At 56.6% G+C, this 26,433-nt stretch carries 16 protein-coding genes; 2 read left to right on the top strand and 14 right to left on the bottom strand.

Features of this window, described 5'->3' with window-relative positions; translation table 11 throughout:
- Positions 1-11 precede the first annotated feature (11 nt).
- The 7 genes from ACKC9G_RS08465 to pssA form a co-directional block, all read right to left on the bottom strand.
- Positions 12-752 (bottom strand): tRNA-uridine aminocarboxypropyltransferase, encoded by a 741-nt coding sequence (locus tag ACKC9G_RS08465; protein WP_411404508.1) that lies wholly within the window; start codon positions 750-752, stop codon positions 12-14.
- 118 nt (positions 753-870) lie between these two features.
- Positions 871-1,428, bottom strand: a complete 558-nt coding sequence (locus tag ACKC9G_RS08460) for a DinB family protein (RefSeq protein ID WP_411404507.1) — start codon at positions 1,426-1,428, stop codon at positions 871-873.
- Positions 1,429-1,592: 164 nt separating this feature from the next.
- Complete coding sequence (locus tag ACKC9G_RS08455) at positions 1,593-3,221, bottom strand: NAD+ synthase (RefSeq protein WP_411404506.1); 1,629 nt, start codon at positions 3,219-3,221, stop codon at positions 1,593-1,595.
- A gap of 127 nt (positions 3,222-3,348) precedes the next feature.
- The gene (locus ACKC9G_RS08450; protein ID WP_411404505.1) at positions 3,349-3,969 is read right to left on the bottom strand and encodes a sulfite oxidase heme-binding subunit YedZ; all 621 of its coding nucleotides are present in this window, start codon (positions 3,967-3,969) and stop codon (positions 3,349-3,351) included.
- A gap of 153 nt (positions 3,970-4,122) precedes the next feature.
- Entirely contained in the window at positions 4,123-5,121 is a 999-nt protein-coding gene (msrP, locus tag ACKC9G_RS08445) for a protein-methionine-sulfoxide reductase catalytic subunit MsrP (protein ID WP_411404504.1), read from the bottom strand.
- A gap of 216 nt (positions 5,122-5,337) precedes the next feature.
- Entirely contained in the window at positions 5,338-9,249 is a 3,912-nt protein-coding gene (locus ACKC9G_RS08440; RefSeq protein WP_411404503.1) for a DEAD/DEAH box helicase, read from the bottom strand.
- Between the two features lie 114 nt (positions 9,250-9,363).
- The gene (gene pssA, locus ACKC9G_RS08435; RefSeq protein ID WP_411404502.1) at positions 9,364-10,212 is read right to left on the bottom strand and encodes a CDP-diacylglycerol--serine O-phosphatidyltransferase; all 849 of its coding nucleotides are present in this window, start codon (positions 10,210-10,212) and stop codon (positions 9,364-9,366) included.
- Positions 10,213-10,245: 33 nt separating this feature from the next.
- Here pssA and ACKC9G_RS08430 point away from each other — a divergent pair, with 33 nt between their 5' ends.
- Positions 10,246-10,401, top strand: a complete 156-nt coding sequence (locus tag ACKC9G_RS08430; RefSeq protein WP_411404501.1) for a hypothetical protein — start codon at positions 10,246-10,248, stop codon at positions 10,399-10,401.
- 119 nt (positions 10,402-10,520) lie between these two features.
- On the opposite strand, the gene ACKC9G_RS08425 is transcribed toward ACKC9G_RS08430, so the two are convergent.
- The 3 genes from ACKC9G_RS08425 to ACKC9G_RS08415 all read right to left on the bottom strand — a co-directional run bounded on the left by ACKC9G_RS08425 (position 10,521) and on the right by ACKC9G_RS08415 (position 21,410).
- A complete protein-coding gene (locus ACKC9G_RS08425; RefSeq protein ID WP_411404500.1) occupies positions 10,521-12,023 on the bottom strand; it encodes a Ca2+-dependent phosphoinositide-specific phospholipase C in 1,503 nt (500 codons plus the stop codon).
- An 11-nt stretch (positions 12,024-12,034) separates the two neighbouring features.
- Positions 12,035-20,449: an RHS repeat-associated core domain-containing protein gene (locus tag ACKC9G_RS08420; protein WP_411404499.1), complete on the bottom strand. Its 8,415-nt coding sequence runs from the start codon at positions 20,447-20,449 to the stop codon at positions 12,035-12,037.
- Between the two features lie 82 nt (positions 20,450-20,531).
- Positions 20,532-21,410, bottom strand: coding sequence for a hypothetical protein (locus tag ACKC9G_RS08415; RefSeq protein WP_411404498.1), 879 nt, complete (start codon positions 21,408-21,410; stop codon positions 20,532-20,534).
- Between the two features lie 394 nt (positions 21,411-21,804).
- Here ACKC9G_RS08415 and ACKC9G_RS08410 point away from each other — a divergent pair, with 394 nt between their 5' ends.
- Positions 21,805-21,936 (top strand): hypothetical protein, encoded by a 132-nt coding sequence (locus ACKC9G_RS08410; RefSeq protein WP_411404497.1) that lies wholly within the window; start codon positions 21,805-21,807, stop codon positions 21,934-21,936.
- 266 nt (positions 21,937-22,202) lie between these two features.
- Here ACKC9G_RS08410 and ACKC9G_RS08405 read toward each other — a convergent pair whose 3' ends face one another.
- From ACKC9G_RS08405 to ACKC9G_RS08390, 4 genes are all read right to left on the bottom strand, one after another.
- A complete protein-coding gene (locus ACKC9G_RS08405; RefSeq protein ID WP_411404496.1) occupies positions 22,203-22,754 on the bottom strand; it encodes a hypothetical protein in 552 nt (183 codons plus the stop codon).
- Between the two features lie 88 nt (positions 22,755-22,842).
- Complete coding sequence (ilvC, locus tag ACKC9G_RS08400) at positions 22,843-23,859, bottom strand: ketol-acid reductoisomerase (RefSeq protein WP_411404495.1); 1,017 nt, start codon at positions 23,857-23,859, stop codon at positions 22,843-22,845.
- A 90-nt stretch (positions 23,860-23,949) separates the two neighbouring features.
- On the bottom strand, positions 23,950-24,441 hold the full coding sequence (gene ilvN / locus ACKC9G_RS08395; RefSeq protein WP_411404494.1) for an acetolactate synthase small subunit: 492 nt from the start codon (positions 24,439-24,441) through the stop codon (positions 23,950-23,952).
- A gap of 2 nt (positions 24,442-24,443) precedes the next feature.
- The gene (locus tag ACKC9G_RS08390; protein ID WP_411404493.1) at positions 24,444-26,165 is read right to left on the bottom strand and encodes an acetolactate synthase 3 large subunit; all 1,722 of its coding nucleotides are present in this window, start codon (positions 26,163-26,165) and stop codon (positions 24,444-24,446) included.
- Positions 26,166-26,433: the final 268 nt, after the last annotated feature.

Below are 26,433 nucleotides of genomic sequence, written 5' to 3'. Positions count from 1 at the left end.
AAAACGCGGTATCACACTGACGCGCTTTCGGTGTCCGAAACCTGTGTATTCATCGCCTCGGTCAGCCAGCGCCGACTCTCTTCGGCTTTCGCCAGAGGCGTACCCGAGCGGCCCGCCGAGTAGTGCACGTTGAATACCCGGAAATAATGTCGCAGCACTTCTGCGGCCGGCTCGCGGGCAATATTCAAAAGCTCAATGCCCACCTCAGCGGTACACAAATGATCCTCCTCCGCCGCTTCGCGAAGCTCGTAATCGGAGCTTGCTGCCGGAGTGATTTCAAGAATCGGCAGCTGCTGCAACCAGACACTGTGACGGAACATCCGCCGCGCCTGTCGCCAGGTACCATCAAGAATCACAAACACCGGTGTTTTGCCGTTATCGCGCTCGAAGGGTTTGAGGCGGGCCTGATCCTTGGTTTCATCGGCCGGGAAAATCAGGTACGGCTGATAAGCGGGATCCTGCAGACGCGCCAGCAAACTGGCCGGCGGCTGAGTGCGGTGCCATTCAAAGATCTGGGTCGAAGGCAGTACATCAGCGATCAGACGCCCGGTATTGGAGGGCTTGAACGCCTCTTCCCGATGCATGATCAGCCAGACCTCCACTCCCGCCGGCACCTGATGGCGATAAGCACAAATGCACACTTCTTTGGGCAGCCGGCAACTCTCGCAGCGAACCACGTTGGCGCCACGGGCACGAAAGGCTTTACGCGGAAGGTCTGCGGGCAATTCCACGGCAGGATGGTAGTTGTGCATGTTCAGGCACCGAAACGGCAAGGTAACAGGGGCCAACATGATAGAGAGCCCCCCGCGCCCTGACAATCCTCTTTACTTAACGCCAGGTCCCGTCCAGACCTTTCAATCCGTCAGCGCCTTATTGCGCAGGCGTCAAAATCGCCAGCATATCGGTCACGCCAACATCGACACCGGCCTGCGTCAGCAAGGTTGTCGCCTGTCCGCGATGATGAGTCTGATGATTGAAGAAATGCAGCAGCACCTCCTCAAAGGCAAACGCCTTGGACTCGCCACGGGTGTTGCGATAGTGCATCACCTGAGCAAATGCGGCTTCATTAAGCCCCTGAATCCAGTGAAGGATCATCTCATCCAGTCGCTGACGGTCATGGGCAAGCAGGGCAATATCGGCGTGGTATAACTCATCAAGCCTTTCCGGTGTGCGGAAGCTTTCCAGCGGCAGCAAGGCATCACTGGGCTGATGCTGATGAAAACGCCCAAGCCAGATCAGATCCGCCACCAGCAGATGATTGAGGGTGCCGAGAATCGAGCCAAAAAAGGCACCGCGCTCGGCAGCAATCTCTTCCTCGGAGAGGCTCATCACGGCCCCATAAAGTTTTGCATTCATCCACTGGTTGTACTGCGCCAGCCGCTCAAAGGGTAATGGATGAACGAATGGCTGATCTTCTGAATGGGACATGACGATGCCTCCCTCTGCGTGCTGATAGTGTCAGTGCGCGGTGTCAGAGAAGGAGCCAGACCGCGCTTTTAGTAGAAAGAACCATCGCCTGCGCCCATAAAAAAAGCCAGAACAGGTTCTGGCTTTTTGCGTTGGATCAATCCGGCCCGGTCAAACCGTCAGACTTATTCGCCTGAGCGCCATCCGGACGTGATCGGATAACGGCGGTCACGTCCAAAACCGCGCTGGGTAACGCGCGGACCAATAGCCGCCTGACGACGCTTGTATTCGTTGATATCAACCAGTCGTACCACGCGGTTGACGGTGGTCAGATCAAAACCCTGCGCCGCGATGGCATGAGCGCTGTAATCTTTCTCGATATACAGCTCAAGGATCGCATCTAGCTCTTCGTAAGGTGGCAGGTTATCTTCATCCACCTGATCCGGCGCCAGCTCGGCAGAAGGCGGACGATCGATGACCCGCTGCGGGATGACGGGTGAGAGACGGTTGCGGTACTCCGACAACTGGAATACCAGCGTTTTGGGCACATCCTTGAGGACGTCAAAACCACCGGCCATATCGCCGTAAAGCGTGGCATAACCCACCGCCATCTCACTCTTGTTACCTGTCGTCAGAACCAGATAGCCCAGTTTGTTGGACAGGGCCATCAGCAATACGCCGCGGCAACGGGCCTGCAGGTTTTGCTCGGTGGTATCGACCTGGGTGTTGGCAAAGCTGTCTGACAGGGTTTCCATAAAGCTGTTAAACATCGGCTCGATGGAAAGCACCTGATAGTTAACGCCGAGAGTCTGGGCTTCCGCCGCCGCATCCTCAAGGCTCATGGAGGAGGTATAACGAAACGGCATCATCACCGCAGAAACACGGTCTTTGCCGAGCGCATCGACAGCCACCGCCAGCGTGAGGGCTGAATCAATACCGCCTGACAGCCCCAGCACGATACCTTTAAAGCCATTCTTGTTGACGTAATCCCGCACACTGATCACCAGCGCCTGATACACTGAGGCCAGTTTGTCGGGCTGCTCCGCCAGTGACTGACCGGCGATACGGATTGTGTCATCCAGCGTGAAGTCGACCGGGAACAGGCCTTCTTCGTAACAGGGGCAGGAAGCGACCAGCTGGCCTTCTTCATTCACCACCATGGAGCCGCCGTCAAAGACCAGCTCATCCTGGGCACCCACAAGGTTGGTGTAAACGATCGGACAGCCAGCCTGACGGGCACGTTCGGAGAGCAATTTGCGACGCTCTTCCCACTTGCCGATATGGAAGGGAGAAGCGTTGATATTGATGATCAGCTCCGCACCGGCTTCACGCGCCTGCATAACGGGCTGTGGTTGCCACATGTCTTCGCAGATGGTGATGGCGACAGCGCGCCCCGCCACTTCCACCACGCAGGGCAAGTGGCCGGAGACAAAATAGCGCTTCTCATCAAATACCTGATAATTCGGCAGGCACTGTTTGCGATAGATGCCCTGAATCTGGCCATTGGCGATGTAAGCGGCCATGTTGTAAAGGCCTTCCGGCTCGCGCCAGGGATAGCCAATGATGATACCGATGCCCTGCACTTCATCCTGAAGGCGTTGCAGCGCTTTACTTACCCGCAGTTGCAAACTCGGTCGTAACAGCAGGTCTTCCGGCGGATAGCCAGTCAGAGTCAGTTCCGGGAAGGCCACCACATCGGCACCTAAGCGGTCACGAGCTTCATGGGCAGCATGAATGACTTTCTCGGTATTTCCGGGAATATCACCCACCAGAAAATCGAGCTGCGCCATGACTATGCGCAAACCAGGTTTCATAGGTCAGAATCCTTTTTCCACACCAGGTGCCTAAGGGGGGCTCATTTTCCGGGAAAAAGCCCCGCTTGGCAAAGTCTAAAGCCGTTCATAGAGCATTGAGGCGGCAGAAAAGCCCACCGTTGCCTGCCTAACCGCGGGCGTTGGCCGAGTTCTGGCGGGCGATTTTTGCCCGCTTTTTCATCCATTCGACGACGCGAACCAACAGTAGCGCCGCACCGATGGTGCCATAGAGCGCTGCCTCAAAGTAGCTGGAGCGCACCTGCCAGAGCAAATGAATCCAGGCCAGAATCAGCGCCAGATACACCAGATTGTGCAGCCGCTGCCAGTTCTTGCCGAGACGTTTCATCATGCCGCGGGTCGAGGTCACACCCAGTGCAATCAGAATCAGTAAGGCCGGAGCCCCCACGGTGATATAAGGACGACGTACCAGTTCTTCCCCCAGCTGGGACAAGTTTCCGCCAAGAATAAAGAAGATATAGGCAAGCAGGTGCAAGACCCCATAAAACAGGGCAAAAAGCCCGATCATGCGCCGGTGCGGCATCAGCCAGCCCCAGCCTGCGTAACGTCGAAGCGGGCTTACCGCCAGCGTCACCAGCAGAATCCGTAGTGCCCAGCGACCGGTTTCCCAGACGATGGTTTTGGCAGGATCTGCCCCCAGCTGGTTGGTCAGCGTACACCACACCAGCCACAGAAAAGGGATCAGCCCGAGACCGAAGACAATAAAACGCCGGGGCGTTACAGCTATCATGGCCACCTCATTGGTGATGCACTGCCTGAATCAGGCGGTGTTAAAACACAAGCGCGGGGAAAGCCGCAGAGTACAGGCATCTCCAGAGCGTCTCTGGTTAAAACCGACGCTCCGGAAGCGATTCGCTAACACCTGTTCATTAAAACCCGTTCATTAAAAATAGGTGCGAAGATCCATACCGCTGTACAGACTCGCGACCTGATCGGCATAGCCGTTAAACATCTGGGTCGGGATGATATTGGGACTGAACAGGGACGATGGCAGTCGGCGCTCACTGGCCTGCGACCAACGCGGGTGGTCCACCTTCGGATTAACGTTGGCATAGAAGCCATACTCCTGCGGCGCGATCTGGCTCCAGGTCGTGGGCGGCTCTTTCTCCGTCAGTTCGATCTTGACGATGGACTTGATGCTTTTGAAGCCATATTTCCAGGGTACCACCAGACGAAACGGTGCCCCGGACTGATTCGGCAGCGCCTTGCCATAAAGCCCGACCGCCAGAAGGGTCAGCGGATGCATGGCTTCGTCCATACGCAGACCTTCCACATACGGCCAGTCGATACTGCTGAAATAGCTGCTCTGCTCCGGCATCTGCTTGGGATCTTCCAAGGTGGTAAAAGCCACGTATTTTGCCCGCGAGGTAGGGTTGAAGCGCTTAAGCAGTGTGGCCAGCTGAAAGCCAACCCAGGGAATGACCATCGACCAGGCTTCCACGCAGCGCAGGCGATAAATACGTTCTTCGAGGGTGATGCCCTTGAGCAGATCCTCAAGGTCATACATACCGGGCTTATCGACCTCACCGGCAATCTCGACTTTCCAGGGATAAGGATTGAAATCCCCCGAGCGCTCTGCCGGCTCTTCCTTGCGATAGCCGAATTCATAGAAGTTGTTGTAGTGGGTGACGTTATCGTAAGGCGTCAGCTTCTCATCAGTGGTGATGACCCTGGGGGAAGCTCCGGCAATTTGCTGACGCAACCAGTCCGGACCACGGTCTTTCGCCTGATCGCTGACCTGGGAAGGGGCCGCCAGTACATTACCCGCCATCACACTGGCGCCTAACGCCACGGCACCGCGCATAAAATCACGACGGGCACGATAAATGGATTCCGGGGTAATTTCCGACGCGGGAATATCAGACGCTTTTTTGATCAGCATAATGCCTCCATCGAGCCCCAACTGCAGGTGCCACTCCAACCGTTGCTCATCCAGATGATGATGCAGTGGTGACAGCCTTATTGGGACAACCTTTCTCCGTTTGACCCTAATCAAGGAGAAAAAGTTCATGCTGATTAATCAGTGGAAAGGCAAGTCGACCGCCGCCTGCCTCAACACAGGCAGCGGTCACCAGGGATAACGGCGGGAAAAGGGGGTTTAGCTGCTCAGGAGATTAAGCAGTAACTCACCATCAAGAGAGTTAGTAACTTCCTGATTATTAAGCACTTTATCAGCAAGATCCCGTTTGTCGTGGTGCAGCGCAACGATCTTCTCTTCGATGGTGCCGCTGGTAACCAAACGATACACCGTGACGGGCTGCGTCTGGCCTAAACGGTGAGCGCGGTCGCTGGCCTGATCTTCCACCGCCGGATTCCACCAGGGGTCCAGATGGATGACCGTATCCGCTTCCGTCAGGTTAAGACCGGTGCCTCCCGCCTTGAGACTGATCAGGAACAGCTCGGTTTCACCGGCCTTGAAGCGACGGATCGCCTCCTGACGCGCCTGCGAACTGCAACCACCATCAAGGTAGGAATACTTGGCAGCCATCTCATCCAGACGCTCACGCAGCAGGGACAAGAGACCGATAAACTGACTGAAAATCAGCACACGGTGCTCACCGGCAATGGCTTCTTCCAGCAGGTTCATGGCTTCATCCAGCTTGCTGGAGGCGCCCTGATAACCATCGACGATCAAACGCGGATGGCAGCAAATCTGCCGCAGACGGGTCAGCCCCGTCAGGGTCGCCATCAGGCCGGAGCGGGTACGAATCTGCTCCAGGGTTTGCTGACGCGCGGCTTCGTAAATCTCCCACTCTTCCTCACTGAGAGCGACACGATGGGTAATCTCGGTTTTGGAAGGCAGTTCAGTCAGTACCTGCGATTTCATACGGCGCAGAATGAACGGCGAAACCAAGGTACGAAGGCGCAACATGCTGTCGGCATCACGACCGGCATCGGCGTACTTACGAATAAAGGCATTCTTGGAACCCAGCAGCCCCGGATTGATAAAGGCAAACAGGCTCCAAAGCTCCAGCAGGTTGTTCTCCACCGGCGTCCCTGACAGGGCAATCCGGCTTTCTGCCTTGAGCTGGAACAGCGTCTTGGCGCGCTGGGTGTTGGCATTCTTGATCTGCTGGGCTTCGTCCAGCACCGCAGTTGCCCACTCGCTACTGGCCAGCTCTTCCTCAAGACGGGACACCAGACCATAACTCATGACCACGACTTCACCGGCTTTTGCGCTTTGCAGACCGGCAAAACGGTCTTCCAACGTTTCCAGATCAATCATGTGCAGCTCAGGAGCGAATCGCTCTGCTTCCTGAATCCAGTTAGGCACAACGGATTTGGGCGCCACCACCAGTGCCGGGCCCTTGTCTTTACGAAGGCGCAGCAACGTCAGAGCCTGCAGGGTTTTACCCAGGCCCATATCGTCGGCAAGACAGGCACCAAAGCCGTGGCTGCAGAGATGGCTCATCCAGCGCACACCATCACGCTGATAACTACGCAGCTGTACCAGCATGGATTCATCCAGTTCCGGCTCTTCCTGCCAGCTGGCAGTGATGTCCTGCCAGTGCTGATCCGTCTGCACGCCCACGCTTTGAAGCAACTGCTGCAGCGGATAGGCAATACGCTGCTCGAACTTCATTTCCTCGCCAACCAGCGAATGCAGGGTCTGCAGGTACTGGCGCAGCTGATCACTCATCAGCATGACGTTGTCTTCATCCAGCACCACATAGCCCTGTGCCGCTTGCTGCATCAGCAAACGCAGCGAAGCCACCTGCTGCTGATCAATCGTCACCTGACCATCAATACTGAACCAGTCATGTTCCTGACCGAGACTCAGATGCAGGTGCGGCATATCAATCATTCGCGCCTGCTGGCTGCCGGTACGCCACTGCACCCAACCGGGGTTGGACTGCATGACCGGTTGCAGCGCCTGCAGAAGGTTCAGCGCCTCCTCACCTTCCAGATCCCAGCGGTTGTCATCCTGCAGTGGCAGTTGCAAAGTCTGCACCCACTCTTCACGCAGTTTGGCTTCTGCTTCAAGATCACGGCGATACCAGAGGGTATGATCGCCCCGCGCCTGCACCAGCTTATTACCCTGCGACAGAGGCAGCGGATAAGGCCAATCCAGATCAGGACGGGTCACCAGTTGCAGCACCAGACCGCCGGACTGCCAGTCCAGCAGGAAGCAGGGCTCGCTGTGCCAGCGCTGCAAGCGCACGTTGCCGTGCAGGTTTTCAAGATCGCTGTACCACGCCTGACGCGGCCAGCGGTCGATAATGCCCTGCAGTGTTTCGGTGGCTTCTTCCGGAATCGCACCGGGGGCCGCAAGCAGCGCCCGCAGCAGCCGGTCTGCGGCTTCGGGCAGAATATAGAATTGCCAGATGCCCTCGCCCAGCCGTTCCATGACCACACCACTTTTCAGCAATGCGGGAATGACTTCACAGCGCAGGCCATCGGGCTGTGCGGTAAAGCTCACCAGCGGAGTTTGCGGAATCAGCGATAGCGGTACGCCATCCTGAGTCACCACGCGGTTATGGCGACTCAGGGTCATCAGCAAGCCAGGGGTCAGACGCACCCGCTCGTAGAAATGCTGTGGGCGGATACCGCACTGTGCCAGCAGCAGGTAATCCTGCTCCTCCAGCATGGCACCGAATTGTTCGGGATAGGATTGCAACTGATCCAGCCGCACCTGACGGCCTTTACTCCACTGGCGTTTGCCCTGCTTCTGCACCTTGGCAGAGAGCACCTGATGGTCGGTGTCGACCACCCATACCAGTCGTTCCGCAGGCGGTGCCGGTGGCTCTTCGCGTGAGAGCACATCAACACGCTCAAGCCAGCCCTGCCAGGCCTGCTGCTGATCGCGCAGGTTCATCTGCAACACCGGATGCGCGACTTCCTCCAGCGCCAGTGACTCGGCGACCGCCGCAATCAGGCTATCCAGAGGTGAGATCTCGCGGTGGTCCTTCAGGCGCTTGAGCTCAGGCAGGGTTTTCCAGTCTTCGGCAAACTCAACGGGACGCTCAGACAGAATCACCAGTGCTTCAATCAGCCATTGCAGCTTGATGGGGAAGCCATCACGGCGGAAATACTCGCCAAACAGGCGCTCGGCCTCGGCGTTGGAAAAGAAGGAGTGAGTCTGAGTCGGCGTCGACGGCTGCAGGGAATCACTGTACGCCTTGATCCAGCGACGTGGCTGGGCCAAACGCTCAGGCAGGGTTTCCGCCGCCAGCAATTCAAGCCAGCTGATCAAACCAATGTGGCCTTCATCGCGGACATAGCTCAGCATCTGGCCGGCATGCTGACGGCAGGCTTGTCGATCACTCAGCCCAAGCAGCGCCAGCTCCAGCAAGGAGCGCAATGTCGGCAGATAGCCCTGCGTATGACCGGCGCTTTGCTGCCAGAAATAACGGGACTGGTACAGCGACTGCTCGGCACTCTGGAATTCCAGCTGGCCAAACCAGTGGTCTTCCACGTCCTTGTCCTTGAGCTGGCCAAGGGCATAGTCCTGACGCCAGGCCGATACCAGCGCCCGTCCCAGGCTCTCATCATTCATGGCGGAAACAGAAGAGTCATCCAGCGGCAACACATGGCCACCTTCCATCACATCATTCAGACACAAAATGCTGATCACGGCGCGCTGCCAGAACGCAGGCAATTCGCGCAGGTAGCTCAGAGCCACCGGCGTCTCGACATATTTCTGAATAACGATCTGCAGCGAGGCATCCTCACCGGCCGACTCATCCCCCAGCAAGGCACGCAGCAACAGACGCAAATCCGCATGCAGGTCATCCTCACCCCGGGATTTCAGTAACTGCTGAGGCAACTGCTGTTCGCGCAGGGCCTGAAATGCCTGCCAGACTCCCGCTTCTTCCAGAAAGTAACGCTGACCATCAAAGTAGAGCAGGTCGGCATCCACCATCAGCTCCAGCTCGTGATCAATATCCGCTGGACGCAGGTTGGTGTTCATCGTCTGGGTAAGGTACTGACGAATAGCCATACCAGAGGCTTCCGGAACGGCAAGCACGGCATGGTAGATATGAAGCTGAAGAGTCGCTAGACGCGCCATCGCTGGTGTCTGTTCCTTAATACGTGCAGCGCCCTTAACGGGCGCCGCTGCATACTACGTAGAGGCGGTTCCACGCCTCACTCATTCAATTCAGGGCCTGAAGCCAGAGAAGGCTCAGGATAATTTGCGACGAATCTTGCGAAGGTACAGCAAGGGTCCTGAGATCGCATAGGCCAGAAAAACAGCCCAAAGTACGGTGGGTGGCTGATAGGCGATAACCGCAAAGGCCAGCGCAATCACCATCAGCGTCATGACCGGCACCTTGCCTTTAAGGTCAATCTGCTTGAAGGAGTAATAGCTGACATTACTCACCATCAGAATACCGGCTGCTGCCACAATGAAAGCGCCGAGCAGCGCCATGCTGTGCTTGTCGATACCATAGTCGACACCCACCCAGACCATGCCGGTGACCAGTGCCGCCGCCGAAGGACTTGGCAAGCCGATGAAGTATTTCTTGTCCACTGAACCAATCTGCACATTGAAACGTGCCAGACGCAGCGCCGCCCCGGCGACATAAATAAAGGCAGCAATCCAGCCCAGTTTGCCCAGGGTATCCAGCGACCAGGTAAAGGCCACCAGCGCCGGAGCCACACCAAAGGACACCATGTCCGCCAGACTGTCGTACTCGGCGCCGAACTCGCTCTGGGTATTGGTCATACGCGCCACACGTCCATCCAGACTATCGAGAATCATGGAGACGAAGATGGCGATACAGGCATTAACGTACTCACCGTTCATACCGGCGATAATGGCGTAGAAACCGGAAAACAGTGCGCTGGTGGTAAAGAGGTTAGGCAGCAGATAAATACTGCGATTGCGCTTACGGGGTTGTTCGAATTCCTGATCCTGATGTTCTTCCACTGTGCTCTCCTGAAGCGGCTCATGGGAATCGTCTGATACTGCGGAATGACCGGGCAGCGGCGTGACATTGTCCGATGGCTGTTGGGATGGCAAAGGGGCCATTGGGCGTTCCTTATCAAATAGCGAAGAGGAAACATGATACGTCTCCACAAGCCAAAGGGAAATGCCGAGGTCACTTACTGTCACTTCCGATGGTCGGCCTTCGCCGGCAAGGCGCTGAATGCCGCAGCCAATGCGCAGTATTTGGGGATGAAATACGAAGAGAGAAAGCCCGCAGGTGCCGCACGATAACTCAGAGCATAGCGAGCACAGCTAACCCGGAGCAGAAGCACAGCGGATCTGAAAACATAAAAGCGCCTCATCCAGAGGCGCTTTGTGGTTACGCTACCACCTTGGTGTTTCTTGTCCCCCTAACTTACCGGACAACACGCCGAGGCAGGTTTGGTGCCCAAGCTCGCCGCCTGTGCGGAGGAGCTGAGGAACGTCCCGCTGGCCTTGGAGCCCAGGATGATCCCCTCAGCCGGTGCCGGAGCGCCACCAAACAGCCATTTGACTTCGCCTGAGCCGTGGGAGCTGGCCACCCAGCCCTGCAGCACCAACGGGGCATTCACCGACACGCTGCCAATACTGATCCAGCTACTGCCATCAATCGAGTAATAGCCGGTGGCCTTGTTGCCCTGTGCCTGCACCTCGAGGCGCAACCAGATGGGCGTATTGGCACTCACCCGCGAATGACCATTCACGCCATTGGGAATCACCGCATCGATGGCTGTGCTTTTATCCCCGGCAGCAGAACGACACTGCAGGCGAATCCCGTGGCTGCCAGTGCGCAGTACCGCGCAGTAGGCGGCATTCGCCGCTGTCGAGGCTCGCGCCATCAGCCCGCCCTTGATCCAGCCATCCACATGCGAGGCCGGATTGCCAACAAAGCCGGTGAAGGTTCGATCAGGAGAACCGCTCAGGTTATCGAACTGGAAATAGCCGCTGTCCTCTTTCGACCAGAGATCCCCGGAGTTCACCCGAATGGCAAAGAGCGCTCCCGGCTCGACCAGCGGCTCACCCTGATCCCCACCGAGGAAATCAAAGGGATAGCCGGTCGAGGGGTTATCCGTACGCGCCCACTCATCGCTGAAGGCATTCACCTTATTGGTGGTGAGATGATTCACCTGGGTTTGCCAGCCCTTGCACCAGGAAGACTGGCTATCCAGTCCATAAGCGCGGCTGATAAAACCCTGCTCCTGAATCGCCTGACCGAGCGAGGTATGGGATGAGCTCAGGTTAAACACCACAGCATAAGTAAACTGCAGGATCTGATCCGTGCTACTGATTTCCGGCGCCACAAAGGCCAGCCGCTGGTTCGCGGTCTTGCCGTTGTCGACGTACTGGTTAAGCTGAGAGTCAGGTGAGCTCAAATTGCCGGTGGTGCAAGCGAAGATAAACTTGCCCCGCAACGCCTCCAGCGATGGCCAGCCATGCTGCTGAATTGCCTGCTGCAAATCAGGCTCAGTGCCGATCAGATCCGGCGGCCCCCAGATTGCTTCACGCCCAAGACCTTCCACGAGCAGCTGATCCAGTGCCTCAGGCGTGTGATTGGTCGCCGTGAAATGGTCTTTAAGATCCAGCCAGATGGTCACCACCTCATGATCCGGCACCGCCAGATGAAAGGCGCGCAGCACCGCCAAGGCATCGGAGAGCTGGTTCACCGTTGAGCTCTGATCAACCACTGCGGCATGGTAGACATACCAGTCCCCCTGCAATGTCGGCCAGCCGGACGCATCATTACCGTTGTGGATATCAATCTCCAGCGAGCGAATCCGCCAGTACAACGCCTGATCAATATAGCCTTCGCTACGCTGATAGGAGTTGTGCGAACCTTTCTGGCGCACCGCACTGTAGGCTGCTTCTTCGTTCATCCTGATTCACCTCACGCTGTTTTAAAGTTGGTGGCAGCACCCCAGACGACATAGCCTGCGGGCAGGAAGAAACCGGCCAGAATGTAGCCTGCAATGGCTGTATCGCTGGTCGCCATGGATTTTGCTGTTTGCGGAAGCGTCGCCACCTTGTTCACCGTCTGATCCGAGATAAGCCCTTTACTGGCCGCTTTGGCCGCAATGGCCTCGCGCCCTGCCCAGGCCGATTTACCCAGTGAGGACACACCGCCCGACGCAGCACCGGAGGCAGCGCCACTGAGGGTCGATTTCAGCAATCCCTGATACCAGGGCTGATGCTGGGACACATTAGTCAGCACGGTTTTCAGGTCAGAAGTGATCGCGCTTTTAAGCGCTCCACTGGTGGCATTGATGGCCGCTTTACCCAAAGCCCCGCTCACACCCGTCATACCGGAGGTCATACTGTCTGTGACTGCGCCAAGGCCTTTGCCTAAGCCGCCACTGACCAGACCGGTCGCGGCGCCGATACCCACCGCTTCAAAGAAGCCTTTGGCGGTAAAGTCGCGGCCATGCTGGATGTCATAGCTGAGGCCACTGGTGCCGGCGCCCTGAATGGTCGACCCCAGCACATTGACGCCGATGGTGGACCAGCTGGTGGAGGCGGTTTCAGTGGCAGTTGCGCCTGCGGCCACTTCGGCCGAGGCCGAGGCCCCGGCAGCGGCTGAGCCTTCCGCTCCTGCGGCGGCAGCGCCTGTACCGACTTCAGTTGCGGCTTCTGCGCCCAGGGCTCCGGCAGCAGCTCCTTCTGCAGCAAGTTCACCACCTTCCACCGCAGCGGTGGTTCCCAGCAGAGCAGCATCGGCCGAGGCTGCCGCTGCATCCGAGGCACCACCGGTAAAGAGCGTGAGGCCAATGCCCACGGCGGTGATCGCCACCATCGCAATACCAATTCCCACCTGCGCCCACAGGGAAATTTCCCCGGTCGGATCCACAATGATCAGCGGACTGTTATTGGCGAAGACATAACCGCTGGCGAACTGACGACAGGGGTCGGGAGTCAGGAAGCGGCCAAGTTGCGGGTCATAAAGACGGGTGCGGAAGTCATAAAGCTCAAGCTCGGCATCCCAGAGCTGACCCTGGAATCCATAGGGGACCGGGTCCGAACCATGCACCTGCGACATTTCCCCGAAAGGCAAATAAGTACGGGCGCTGATGAGTTCCTGATCTGCCACCACGCCCCAGACGGAATCGGTGGTATCCGTCAGCAGGTAATAAGTGCGATCAGCCACCCAGGCCAGCAATCCGGTCGGGCCATGCACAACCACTGACCACTGGCCGTTGATCAGACTGGCCACCGGCACTTGTCCGGCGCCCATAAAGTCGACCTGCACCTCGCCACCGGACTGCTGTTTCACCACCCGGCGTTGTGCTGAGCCGTAGGCAAGGCGGGTCGTTTTTCCTTCGCGACTCACTGCCGTGGTCATCCCGGTGGCAGGTTCGTACTCGAATTGACGACCGGAACCTTCCAAAAGCTGACCACGTGCCGAATAGAGTAGCGTCTGCAGCGGAGCACCGGCCATCTCAATACTGCTCAGGCGATTACTGCCCGCCGGGTAGCCGAAGTGACTCGTCTCGCCAGCACGGGTGACCTGCCAGAGATTACCGTTCGGGTCGTAGCTGTCGTAGCTGACATTGGAGGAACCTTCTGCCCGGCTTAAACGCCGCTGTCCGTCATAACCAAAGGTGTCGCGGTAGCTCAGGGTGAAATTACTGAAGGCGAAATCGACATCCCGTTTGGACATCGCGCCATCGGCATCGTAGTCGAGGCTGAAGCCCAGTTTTTGCGAGGCATCGACGGTGGATTGTGTCTGCATCGACAAAATCCAGCCCGGCGAGTTATAGCCCACCACCCGTTGCCAGTCGCCGGTGGTCTGGATGACCGGATAGTTCTCGGCCGAGTAGACAAAGCTCGCCAGATCATCGCTACCGGCCTGCGAACCCAGACGAACGATATTGCCCTGATCATCGTAGCGGTAGAACACCTGCGCCAGTGGCGCACCTTCCGGCAGAATCAGACAGGTGATATCGCCCATCTGGTTGTAGCGATAGCCAAGGGTGCCGCTAGCTTCGGCATCGCCACTCACCTGCTGCGTCACCGCGACAATATTGCCCGCGACATCGTAGCCAAAGGTTTCGAGGATGCGGATTTCTTTGCTTCCGGCGACACTGGCGGGCGCCGCATTGATGGAAGTGGCTTTCCACTTCATGCCCAGCAACGAGGGCTGATCACCCTCACCGTCGTACTCGATGATGACCGTCGAGTGATAACCCGGAACAGCGGCCGAGGGCCAAGCCGGATCATCGGCATGCGCACGCAGTGCCTCACTATCCCAACTGGCAGTGAGAGTGCCTTCTTCGACCATGCGCCCGATGGCATCGTAACGATAGAAGATGAACCACTGCTCCCCCTGCCCCATGGCCGGTTGTACAAAGCGCAGGTTGCCGACGGTGTCATAGATGAACTGCATCTGACCGTTATCCGGGTCCGACAGCGCCAGGGTTTCCTGCAAGGCACTGGCGTGAGTCTCGCGGATGTAGTCTGCCTCACCGCTTTGCGGGCCGGACGTCAGCGCATTAGGCAGTTGCTGACGAATGGACGCGACCGGCCCCTCAGTCGGCGCCGCATAACTGCGCTCACCGGCACTCTGGTTGACCCGGCTGTGCTGATCATCAAAGAACACCGTCGCCACCTGCTGCCCCATCAGATCATTGATCTGGGAGGACAGGGTTTTCACCGCACTGGTGACATCCGACTGCAGGTATTTACCGGAGGGCAGCGCACCATCACCGCTGGTCGCAGCATGATAGGCATACTGCACTGTTTGCCGCTCTGCTTCAGACACCGACAGGTTGATGGCGTACTCGCGTCCCGGCTGGCTGGTTTCCAGTTTCACCGAGCGAGGTGAGGCCTCGTAACGCACGCCCCAGTAGGGATAGCCTTCATCATCGGAACGGCGATAGCCCTGATCCTGCTGGCCGGCGTAGTAATCGGCCAGATCACCCTGCATCACCCAGTCTGAACCGGTGGCCGCCAGAAAGGCTGCAACATCCACAAAGCCTGAGCGATATCCCAGCACCGGCACTTCGGCACCTGAGCCAAAGGAGCCGGGCGCGCTCTTGGTTGTCGCCACCTGACGGTCCAGCCCATCGAAGACCAGTTCACACAGGAGGCTGTCATCGTTATGCAGCTGGTGTACCTGACGCTGACGTCCACCGGCATCATTGTAGGAAAGCCCAAGGCGAATATCGGTAACGCCGGTCAGATGTCGCAAAGCACTGCCGGCACCGCTGAGGGTTAGGCTGACCTGAGCGTTCGCCGGAGTGAGTTTGTTACTGAAAAGCAGCTGACCATCAGCAAAGAACAGCGCCACTCCCTGACCAATCACCATCAGACAGTGAGTCGCAAGGGTGGGCGGTGTGGCCAGCGGCGTCAGCGCCTGACTGCCCAGCGCTCCGGACCAGCTCTGGCCATTCCAGCCAAAACGCAGATTGCCGGCGGCCAGACTGATTTGTGTTGCAGAGCCAGACTCCAGTTCACAATACACGGCGTAGGTTCCCGCTGGCTGACTCTGCCAGCTCAGCGCCGCCGGGTTATTCCCCGTGGCACGCAGCGCACCGTTGCTGACCTGCCATTGACCGGCCTGTTCAGGCTGCCAGCGGGTGGCCCACTGCCCGCCATCACGGAAGTCTTCCAGGATGCCGCCCTCAGTGGTGTGCAGAGTTAATTCAGCATTGGGCGAGGCACGGTCAAAGGCATCGTTGGCATTGCCCTGACGGGAGAGAAAACTCATGGAGATTTCGCGCACCTTGCCAGAGGCACCCACCGATACCGAGGGACGGCCGCTGCGGTCGTAGTAGGTACGACTGGTACGTCCGCTCATGTCCATGGAAGAAAGAATCTGCTGGGAATCAGGATCAAAACTGCGAATCGTGGCGCCAGCGACTTTGGGAGTGATCAGCACGGAGTCCAGATGCACATCACTGCCGGTGCTGTTATCCAGCACAACCTCCAGCGTCAGCGTGCCTTCAGGCAGACCGTCAAGTGCTACGGCCAGAGTGCGATACTGCCAGTCATTACCGGTATCGGCCCAGGGCAAGCTGACAGAGCTCTGCTGCTGGCCATTGATAAGGACGTTTACCGTCATGCCACTGCTGTTGGCAATGAATGAGGCTGGCGTCCGGTAACGGCAGCCCAGTACATAGGTCTGGCGTTTATCCGGAGTGATCACCGTACCCAGATGCGCATTGGCGGAGGCGGGCAAGCGTGCCGAGCGGGTGCCGCTGTAGGCATCATCCTCGTCGTACTGCACACCGGCCAGCGTCCAGCCCTCATCCGATTCGTACGCCTGAAAACCGAGATAGGCACAGCCGTCATGAGAGGCATTGGCAATACGGGCAATCGCCAGTTCTTCCTCAAGATCGTAGAAGGTCGCCGAGGGGTTGCCGAGTCCATCGACATTGGCGGACTCCTGCCCAAAACGGGTACGCCGAGTGGTTCTGGCACTCAGCAACCAGCCCTCTGGCTGCGATCCCGGAGTGTAGGCGGCAAAAGGAAAGTCCGGATTATTACTGCTCAGCACCGCGAAACCCGCTTCAGGGGCGGGCACCATCACACCTTCGCGGTCACTGTCCCAGCTGGCATAGGTGGTGGCATTGGAGGACAACAACGTCTGCTGACCGCCCTGCCCTTGCCAGTTCACAATCAGGGCTTCATCCGCCAGCGCATGAATGGCCACCAGCGAAGGATAAGAGGCGATGTCCACGCCGAAACGGGTCACGCTGATAAAGGACTCCTCGTTACCCGCGCCTGAGAAGTTCTGCGTGGTTACCGTCACCGGCTGGCCGCTATAGGAAAGGGACAAGCCCTGATTCACATACTCGGTGCGGCTAAGGCTGGTCACACCATCACTCATGGAGGTCTTTTGCTTCGCCGTCACCCAGCCACCGCGCAGGGTAATCGCCGGGGCCGAAGCATCACTTGGGCTGGAAGCCACACTCTCGACCACTTCCCAGGTGGTGGAATCACTGGCCACCAGAGTGCCGCTGGCATCATAGGTCTCGGTCGCCAGCAGCATGCCATCGAGCATGTCGTAGTAGTTATCGCCGGTCTGATCGGTGACACCGTTCAGATAGCGGCTGACCACATGACCATCGACGGCATGTGCCGGATCAAGGGTGCCGGGATAGACCGCATTCTGATAGAACTTGACGATAGTGCCGCTGGCATCGGCAGTGGCGGTTGTCGCATCCGGCAGGAACGCCGTGCTGACCGGATCGCCAAAGCCATCATCCATTTCCACCGCCATCACGGTGTAATGCTCAATCGGGCCACTGACGGCATAGCCTGCGTAATGGTGCAGGAACAGCGACTGGGCCTGATCAAAACTGCTGTAATGGGACGGGAAGGCGACAAAAACACCGGGGCCCTGAGGCGATACGCCCGGCCCCATCAGACCTGCATCGCTGCCAGCGGCCAGTTTTTGATCCGCAAAGGGCGTCGGCGCGCCCGCCAGACCGCCATTGGCGATAATCAGGGTCTGAACGGATTTGTCCGCCTGAGACTCAACGGTATAGGTGAGGAAGGCAGGCGCCGCATCCACCAGCGACTGGGACTGATAGACACCATTGGCCGAAGCGGCTTCACTGGCGATATTGGCCGTCGCGCTCTGGCTCATGACCTGCGACCAGTTGGTCGAGGTGCCGCGGAAATATAAGTAAGGCCCCACCACCGCCCAGTCATCGCCGCTGGCGGATGGCCAGTTATCGGCAGAGGTCGACTGATTCGGCAGGCTCTCACCCAATGCGGTCGGCCCGACCCACAAAGCGGGCTGTTCAGGATCAAAAGCCAGCACGTCTGCCTGAGCCTGACCCACGCCGGTGGTTGGCACCGTGACACGAATCACGAAATCCTCGCCATAGGCAAAGCGTGAAGTATGCCCCGCCGGCGGATTCGTGCCGGGGTTCATGGCTGTGCTTTGGCTCCAGCTCTTACCGTTGCGGCGGAACACATTACCGTTGGTCGCCACCAGCGTGTCGTTCAGTACCTGTGGAATCCAGGGCGTTGCCGGGTTACCGCTGCCGAACCAGTCAGTGAATGCGGCATAGGCACTCTGCGCCAGTTGATAGTCACTGTCCCAGTCCAGAATCCACTGCTGATAGCTGTTCTGCTGGCTATTGGCCGACGTACGGTTGGTGACCACGACCAGACTGCTGCCCGGCACCAGCACCGTGTCATTCAACGATGCCACCGACATGCCGTTCAGCGTCACTGTACCGGCACTGTTCCATTGCAGCGAAGCATCCAGCGCAAACAGCGAGAAGCGGCCGTTTCTGTCGAGCACGCCATAGTAATCGCCGCCCGCGGTCAACCAGCTGTATGTCGCCGTATTGACGGTCTGGGTCTCCCAGCTCTGGCTGGACCAGCGCCAGGTCAGCACTTCATAGCTGCCTTTCAGGCTGGAGGTATCCATCTGACTAACCACAAAGAAGGTACTGCCGCCCACAAAGGTCGGTACTGCATTTGTGCTGGCATAGCTCAGGGTTGGCGTATTCAGCGCCGTGGTCACCTGATTAATGGTTGCGGCACGCCACTGTCCGGGTCGGGCGCTATCACGCTCAAACACATAGACCGCCAGATCACCGGAGGTGCGGTTAAAGCGCAGGGTCAGAAAATCCGCTCCGGTCTGCACATTCAGGGTTTCAAGATTAAGGCCTTGGGTGTCGATCAATGGCGAGTCAGCCGAGAGCTGCCAGGTCAGCCACGAGCCAGTCCAGGTCATTACCTGCAGGGACAGTTCCTGTGAGTTCTGGTTGTAGTAACAGACAACGGCGTAGTCACCGCCAAAGAAAACTCGGGGCGTCGCACCTTCAGAAACCTGCGCCGGGCGCGCCACTTCCATGGAACGCTCAGCCAGCACCAGCTGCTGATCATTACTGTAGGTATAACGAGCCACGCCGCCCTGGGGATAGGTCACGGCTTTCAATGCACCGGGCTGACCGCCCTGCGTGTTCATCGCCAGATCGTAGTCAAACCGAAGTCCCGGCGAGGCGGTGCCATCCTGATTGTATTGAACAATCCCTGTCAGAAAGCGCTTATAGGTGTTGCCCTTCAGCTCACCGGCAAAGTCAGTGACATTGGCGACGGGGCTTGAGGCACTGGGGGCGAAGTCAAAACTGAGGCTGAACATGCGCTTGTCGGCCGCATCATCCACGGTGACAAGATCCAGATAAAAGGTTTCGTAGCAATCCTGATAGGGGCCTGGGTCATTGGAGGGCGTTGCCGAATGAGGGTCGTAGTATTCGCGGGGTGACTCAGCCGCAGCGTCCCAGAGCTTGGACTCGTAGTGAAAATTCACCTTGCGGCCGTAACTGTCTTCGATCTGGCTGAGATACACCGCCTTGGTGTAGGGCTTGCCTGCTATGCCGACTAACTGCTCCACCTGCGGCAGATAGCCCTGCTGATTACGGGCAAAGCTGTTGTAGCGGAACGTCACACGGCTGCCAAAGCGGTCTTCCATGGTATTGAGATACCAGGCGCGTGCGACCTGAATCTGGCCGCTGGTCTGATTACTCGCCCCCTTCCAGACCGGTGCGCCGGATTCATTGGTCCACCATACAGACCAGGCGATACTGTTATCGCTGGCAGTGGCAAAGCCTTCAGGGGTTGTCGCCGCCTGCCCGCCAAAACTGCGACGCACCGCCTGATCACTGACGATCAGCCAGCGCTCATAGTCGGGGTAGTAGAGAATCTTCCAGAACTGGTAATTCTGCAGCTGATAAAGCTCACCGCCATCATAGGCATTCAGGGCTGCGCCCTCGGTTTTCAGCACAAATTGCTGCTGCAGATCAGCATCATTCAGGGTCCATTCCGGCGCCGTACCTGCCACTTGTGTCTGTGCAGAAAGCGCAAGTCCGTGTTCAAGAAACTGGGCACGCACCTCCGCGGGAACCGGCATGCCATTTTCCAGTCCGCTGGCGAGCGAACCCTCCATAGCAAACAACACAGGCACGAGAGACTGACGCACCAACTGGTTACCCGAACCGTTGTCATACAGGGTATAAGACCGGTTTCCCGATGCGGGTGCTCCCTGATCTGTCGCCTCAATCCAGGTCAGCGGCAACTGCCAGCCGAGCCCCAATACCCCGGTCGGCGCATCCGCATTCCAGGTGGTGGCGGCGCGAAACACATTGCTCTGGTACTGCACGCTTAATGCGACGTCCAGCGCATTGCTTTGCGAGCGGCCTGGCAGGGTGAAAAGATTCTGGGAAAGGTTAACGTCGCCACGGAAGAGGTTGACCGAGCTGGCGAGGTTGCCCTGAGAGCTGCCGTCCATCTGAAAACTTCTGACGGCGGGAGTCTGGGTGCTACTGGATGACGTTGGCGCAGACATGGCGGCCTCCTGAAAATGGCATCACATCAGAAAGAAGACCGGCACAGGCCGGTCTCGGATTGAGATCACTCTCAGGAAAGGATCAGGAAGGAATAACGACGACCATCACGGACACATTGGAGTCGTTGTTATTCTGCTTGTGACCGGAGTCATCGGTAATAAAGGCACGGGCATTATCAAGATTCACCGCCGTACCTTCGGTCTGCCAGCCTGAGCAACCACCGCCAATGGTTTGCACATGGTGGTCATCGCTGCCAAAGGTCACCGTCAGGCTCTGCAGCAGGACAGCGGCCTCTTTAATGGTTTTGCCTTGCAGCTCATCAGTGAAATCCACCGCGAAACTGGCATCGGTTTGCTTGTTGGTTTGCGCCTTGGCGAAGATGCCGTTTTCAGTCGTTGCAGCGGTCAGTGCACCGCCATTGATCCAGCCACTAGCGAAGTTGCCGCTGGTATCAATCATGTGAGCCTGCCCGGTAATTTGCCCCATCGAACCACTCTGAGCGAGACCTGCCGAGGTAGAGAAGGTTTTCACATGGTGATCTGCATTCTGCTTCAGATCCCAGCCTGACAGGAATGCAGCGCCAATCGACAGGGAGTTGCTGGGCAGCGGAAAGGCAGGACTTTCTGAGCCCGAGGCAATACCGTCCTCATTGACCAGCGCTACATTCGCGTCCTGACTCCCTGTTACAGCAATACAGGTGACGTGAATGGTGGAAGCGCCCGAGTTGATGCCATGGCCTGTGTCATCATCCAGCTTGGCCGTGACCTGCGCGGTGACCTGACGAGTGGTGGGCTTGTTGGACTGGATGGAAAGCGCCAGCTCCTTGACGTGATGGTCATCGTTGCCAAATGAGAAATCCCAGTACGAGACCCCGACCACATAGGCCAGCACCGAGTCATCAAAATCGAAAGTCACGTTGCGGTTAGGGGCAGTGGTTTGGGTTTTGATTGAAATAGGCATCAGAGAACTCCCTTCATGGTTAGTTAAAAACCTCCATCGCAACAGGCTAAAGATGAATAAACGTCAGACGTTTAAAATCTTTTACAGAGGTCTGTTTTTCTCTGCCGCGATGGACGTCAACAAACCTAGACCCAGCGCTTATAAAAAGCCATCCACCCTAAAAACCACAGATTACGACATATTTTTCAGACTAACTTTTATTGACTTCTTAAAATAAGAAAGAAATTAAAAACCGATAAGTCTTGCTCATTTATATAGAGATATAAGACCGATGAGAGACAAAAGGCATAGCACCATCAAAAGCATCACGAATATGATTTCGAATTCTTAAGATGGAGTAAGGACTGAAGGACTGTTGTAGATAGCTCACTGGGAAGCTAGTCAGGAATGGAGAATGTTGCAGGTTGAAGATAACGCTGGTCTTTCCTTAATGCGTCAGAAAAATTCAGGTCTTAATAACCATTTAAGGATAAGAATTCTTTTAAGCCCCTTTAAAAAATATAAAAACGCCTTAAAAAAACCGTAGTTAATCAGTCGCTGAAAATAGTTTTATATCAATTAATCATATAAGACCAAGGTTAACTTATAATAAATTCCATCAAATGAAATATTTTTTCTGTCAGCAAAACCAATCTACTTAAGAATTCCACTCTCCACTTTCTTAAATAATTCCAGATAAACGTTCACACAGCGTTCAAATAGCCGTTAAAGAAGAATTCAGCTGTCGATAGAAAACAAAAAGCAGGACAAGCAGGCGTAATAAGTACAGTGACAACAGCCAAACTCCATGAGTCAGGCTGACTGCAAACTTGCTCGCGGCAGCTTTCTGCCATGGTAGCGTCGCCATACCCAGCCATAGAGCAGGATGTCAACGCCGAGCGTCAGCGTCATCACCATCGCCTCATGGGTGCCTCCAATAATGACCGGAAACACAGGAGTGATGCACAGAGGTAGCACACTCCACCAGCGCAGGGTTTTGAAAGCAATAGGCGCAAATAAGGCGCTTACCAGCATCCCGATCACATAATCCCAGGAGCGGGCACCCACCAGTATCAGCAGATCAGGCAGACCGCTATCGATAAAGGACATGAGCACGGGGTCGCCGTAATAGGTGGTGAATCCAAAAGCAATAAAGACGCCGATCCCTATACACAAAGAGACAAAGAAAATGACCACGCCATTTCGCTCTCCCTCGGGCGCACGCAAGGCATAGTGGAGAGAAGTCCCGAGCCAGAGCACCCCAAGCAGCCCGATCACTACTTCAGGCAGAGACCAGAAACTGCCATACAGCGTGGCTGCGCCCAGACCTGTCCAATAGAGCGTTTCGCGTTTTTCTGTCGTCATGATTCACCTCATCCCTGAAGTTCATACATAAAAAAAGGTGAGCATGTTGCCATGCTCACCCTTCTTGTAAAGCGCTAATCCGTCGGGATTAGTTGCGCTCTTTGTCGACCAGCTTGTTAGCCGCGATCCAAGGCATCATCGCACGCAGTTTCTCACCTACCTGCTCGATAGGATGCGCTGCGTTGTTACGACGGTATGCAGTCATGGATGGGTAGTTGGTAGCGCCTTCAGAGATGAACATCTTGGCGTATTCGCCGTTCTGGATGCGCTTCAGTGCATTACGCATGGCAGCACGGGATTCGTCGTTGATGACTTCCGGGCCAGTCACGTACTCACCGTACTCCGCGTTGTTGGAGATGGAGTAGTTCATGTTGGCGATGCCGCCTTCGTACATCAGGTCAACGATCAGCTTCAGCTCATGCAGACACTCGAAGTACGCCATTTCAGGCGCGTAACCTGCTTCGGTCAGGGTTTCGAAACCGGCTTTAACCAGCTCAACCGCACCACCACACAGAACAGCCTGCTCACCGAACAGATCGGTTTCAGTTTCGTCTTTGAAAGTGGTTTCGATGATACCGGTACGACCACCACCCACGCCTGATGCGTAAGACAGAGCAACGTCTTTAGCTTTGCCAGAAGCGTTCTGGTAGATAGCGATCAGGTCAGGGATACCGCCGCCTTTAACGAACTCGGAACGTACAGTGTGACCAGGCGCTTTAGGCGCGATCATGATGACGTCCAGATCCTTACGGGGAACAACCTGGTTGTAATGGATAGAGAAACCATGAGCGAAGGCCAGAGTTGCGCCTTTTTTCAGGTTAGGCTCGATCTCTTCACGATACAGCTGACCCTGGAACTCATCAGGGGTCAGAATCATGACCAGGTCAGCGGCAGCCACTGCGTCAGCAACGTCAGCAACACGCAGACCAGCAGATTCAGCCTTGGCACGGGAAGAAGAGCCCGCACGCAGACCAACAGTCACATCCACACCGGAATCTTTCAGGTTGCAGGCATGAGCGTGGCCCTGAGAACCGTAACCGATGATGGAAACCTTCATCCCCTGGATGATGGACAGGTCACAGTCTTTATCGTAAGAAACTTGCATTTTATTCCCCTAATACCGGGAGCCTCGCTCCCTCTTCTTCACAGTAAAAGTAGCCAGCCGCTAGCAGCTGGCAATTGATTCGTTGCGGTGTCAGATACTGAGGGTTTTCTCGCCGCGGGAAATGCCCGAGACCCCACTTCGTACCACTTCCATAATGCAGGCTTCGCCCACCGCCTTGATAAAGGCATCGAGTTTATCGCTGGCACCGGCAAGCTGCACCGTGTACAGGTTGGGGGTGACATCAACGATCTGGCCACGGAAGATATCCACCGTGCGCTTGATCTCATCACGCACCACACCACTGGCCTTGAGCTTGATCAGCATCAGCTCGCGCTCGATGTGCTCACCCTCGGTCAGATCCACCACTTTGACCACTTCGATCAGCTTGTTCAGCTGCTTGGTGATCTGCTCCAGAACACGATCGTTACCGTTGGTAGTGACCGTCAGGCGGGACAACGTACCGTCTTCGGTAGGTGCTACCGTCAGGGTTTCGATGTTGTAGTTACGCTGCGAAAACAGACCCACTACACGCGACAGAGCACCGGCTTCGTTTTCAAGCAGAACAGAAATAATGCGTCGCATGATTAGACCCTCTCTGTCTTGCTAAGCCACATGTCCTTCATCGTGCCGCGTGGCACCTGCATCGGGTACACATGCTCAAAGGGGTCGACATAGACGTTGATGAACACCAGCTTGTCCTTCATCGCGAAGGCTTTTTCCAGGCCAGGAATCAGCTCTTCAGGAGTGCGAATCGTTACCGCTTCATGACCGTAAGCCCGCATCAGAGCTTCAAAGTCCGGCAGTGACTTCATGTAGGATTGCGAATGGCGGGACTCGTAGTTCATGTCCTGCCACTGACGCACCATGCCCAGTGACTGGTTATTCAGACACAGTACCTTGACCGGCGCATCGTACTGCTTGGCGGTCGACAGCTCCTGAATGTTCATCTGGATACTGCCTTCACCGGTAACACAGATAACTTCGTCGTCCGGGAAGTTCAGTTTTACCGCCAGCGCCGCAGGCAATCCAAAGCCCATGGTGCCGAGACCACCGGAGTTGATCCACTGGTTTGGACGGTCAAACTTGTAGTACTGGGCAGCGAACATCTGGTGCTGGCCAACGTCGGAGGTCACATAAGCCTTGCCCTGAGTGACTTTATAAGCCGCCTCGATAACCGCTTGTGGCTTCAGCAATTCTGAATTGCTGGTTTCATAACGCCCGCCGTGCACTTCGCGCCAGCTTTCGATACTGGACCACCAGGATTTAAGGGCAGTCTGGTCAATCTCGCTCAAACGCGGTTTAACCTGATGAATCATCTCATCCAGCACAGGCTGTACGTGGCCTACAATCGGGATGTCGGCATAAATCGTTTTGGAGATAGAAGCCGGGTCAACGTCGATATGAATGATCTTCGCGGTCGGACAGAACTTCTCAACAGCGTTAGTGACACGGTCATCAAAACGCGCGCCGATCGCCAGAATCAGATCCGAATGGTGCATGGCAGCGTTGGCTTCGTAGCTGCCGTGCATTCCCAGCATGCCCAAAAACTGAGGGTCAGAACCGGGGAAGGCGCCAAGGCCCATCAGGGTATTGGTCACCGGGAAGTTCAGCATGCGCGCCAGTTCCGTCAGCTGCTCCGACGCCTGACCCAGCACCACACCACCACCTGAATAAATCACAGGGCGCTTGGCCGTCATCATCATGTCGACCGCTTTGCGGATCTGACCGGTGTGGCCTCGGTAAACCGGGCTGTAGGAACGCAGCTTGACGCTCTTCGGATATTCGTACGCGTACTTTTCAGTCGGCGCGGTCATATCCTTGGGAATATCGATCAGCACAGGGCCGGGACGACCGGTCTGGGCGATATAGAAAGCCTTCTTCACGACTTCAGGAATGTCTTCGGCACGCTTAATCGACAGGTTATGTTTAACCACAGGGCGGGAAACGCCCAGCATGTCAGTTTCCTGAAAGGCATCATCGCCGATCAGGTGACTCATGACCTGACCGCAAAGAATGACCATCGGGATAGAATCCATATACGCTGTGGCGATCCCCGTCACAGCATTGGTTGCACCTGGGCCAGAGGTCACCAGCACCACGCCTGCTTTACCCGTAGCCCGGGCATAAGCATCGGCCATGTGTGTGGCTGCCTGCTCATGGCGAACCAGGATGTGCTTTACGGCGTCCTGCTGGAATAGTGCATCATAAATGTGCAACACGGCCCCGCCTGGGTAGCCGTAGACATATTCGGTACCCTCATCGGCGAGGGCGCGAATAAGCATTTCAGCGCCGGAAAGTAATTCCACTTGTACCACCTTCAAAGAAGCTATAAACCGCGGTTATACGCAGCATGAATTAAAGTTTGAATTCGTGGGATCTTACGCGCGCAAAGCCGCGCGGTCTGTAACTCTGACCCACTTGGAAGGTGAATGCAAGACATCAAGCGGGCACGATGGCCGAGGCCTGATAAAGGCATAGCACTAGGGTCAGCCATCGAATTCAATGGACAGTATTCGCCAAGGGATACAGGACGAGTCAGATATCGGGCTCAACACAATTTCAGGGGTGGCGAAA

The sequence above is a fragment of the Pokkaliibacter sp. CJK22405 genome (genome assembly GCF_046614695.1).
Classification (GTDB): Bacteria; Pseudomonadota; Gammaproteobacteria; order Pseudomonadales; family Balneatricaceae; genus Pokkaliibacter.
This window is presented reverse-complemented; position numbering and strand designations above follow the sequence as displayed.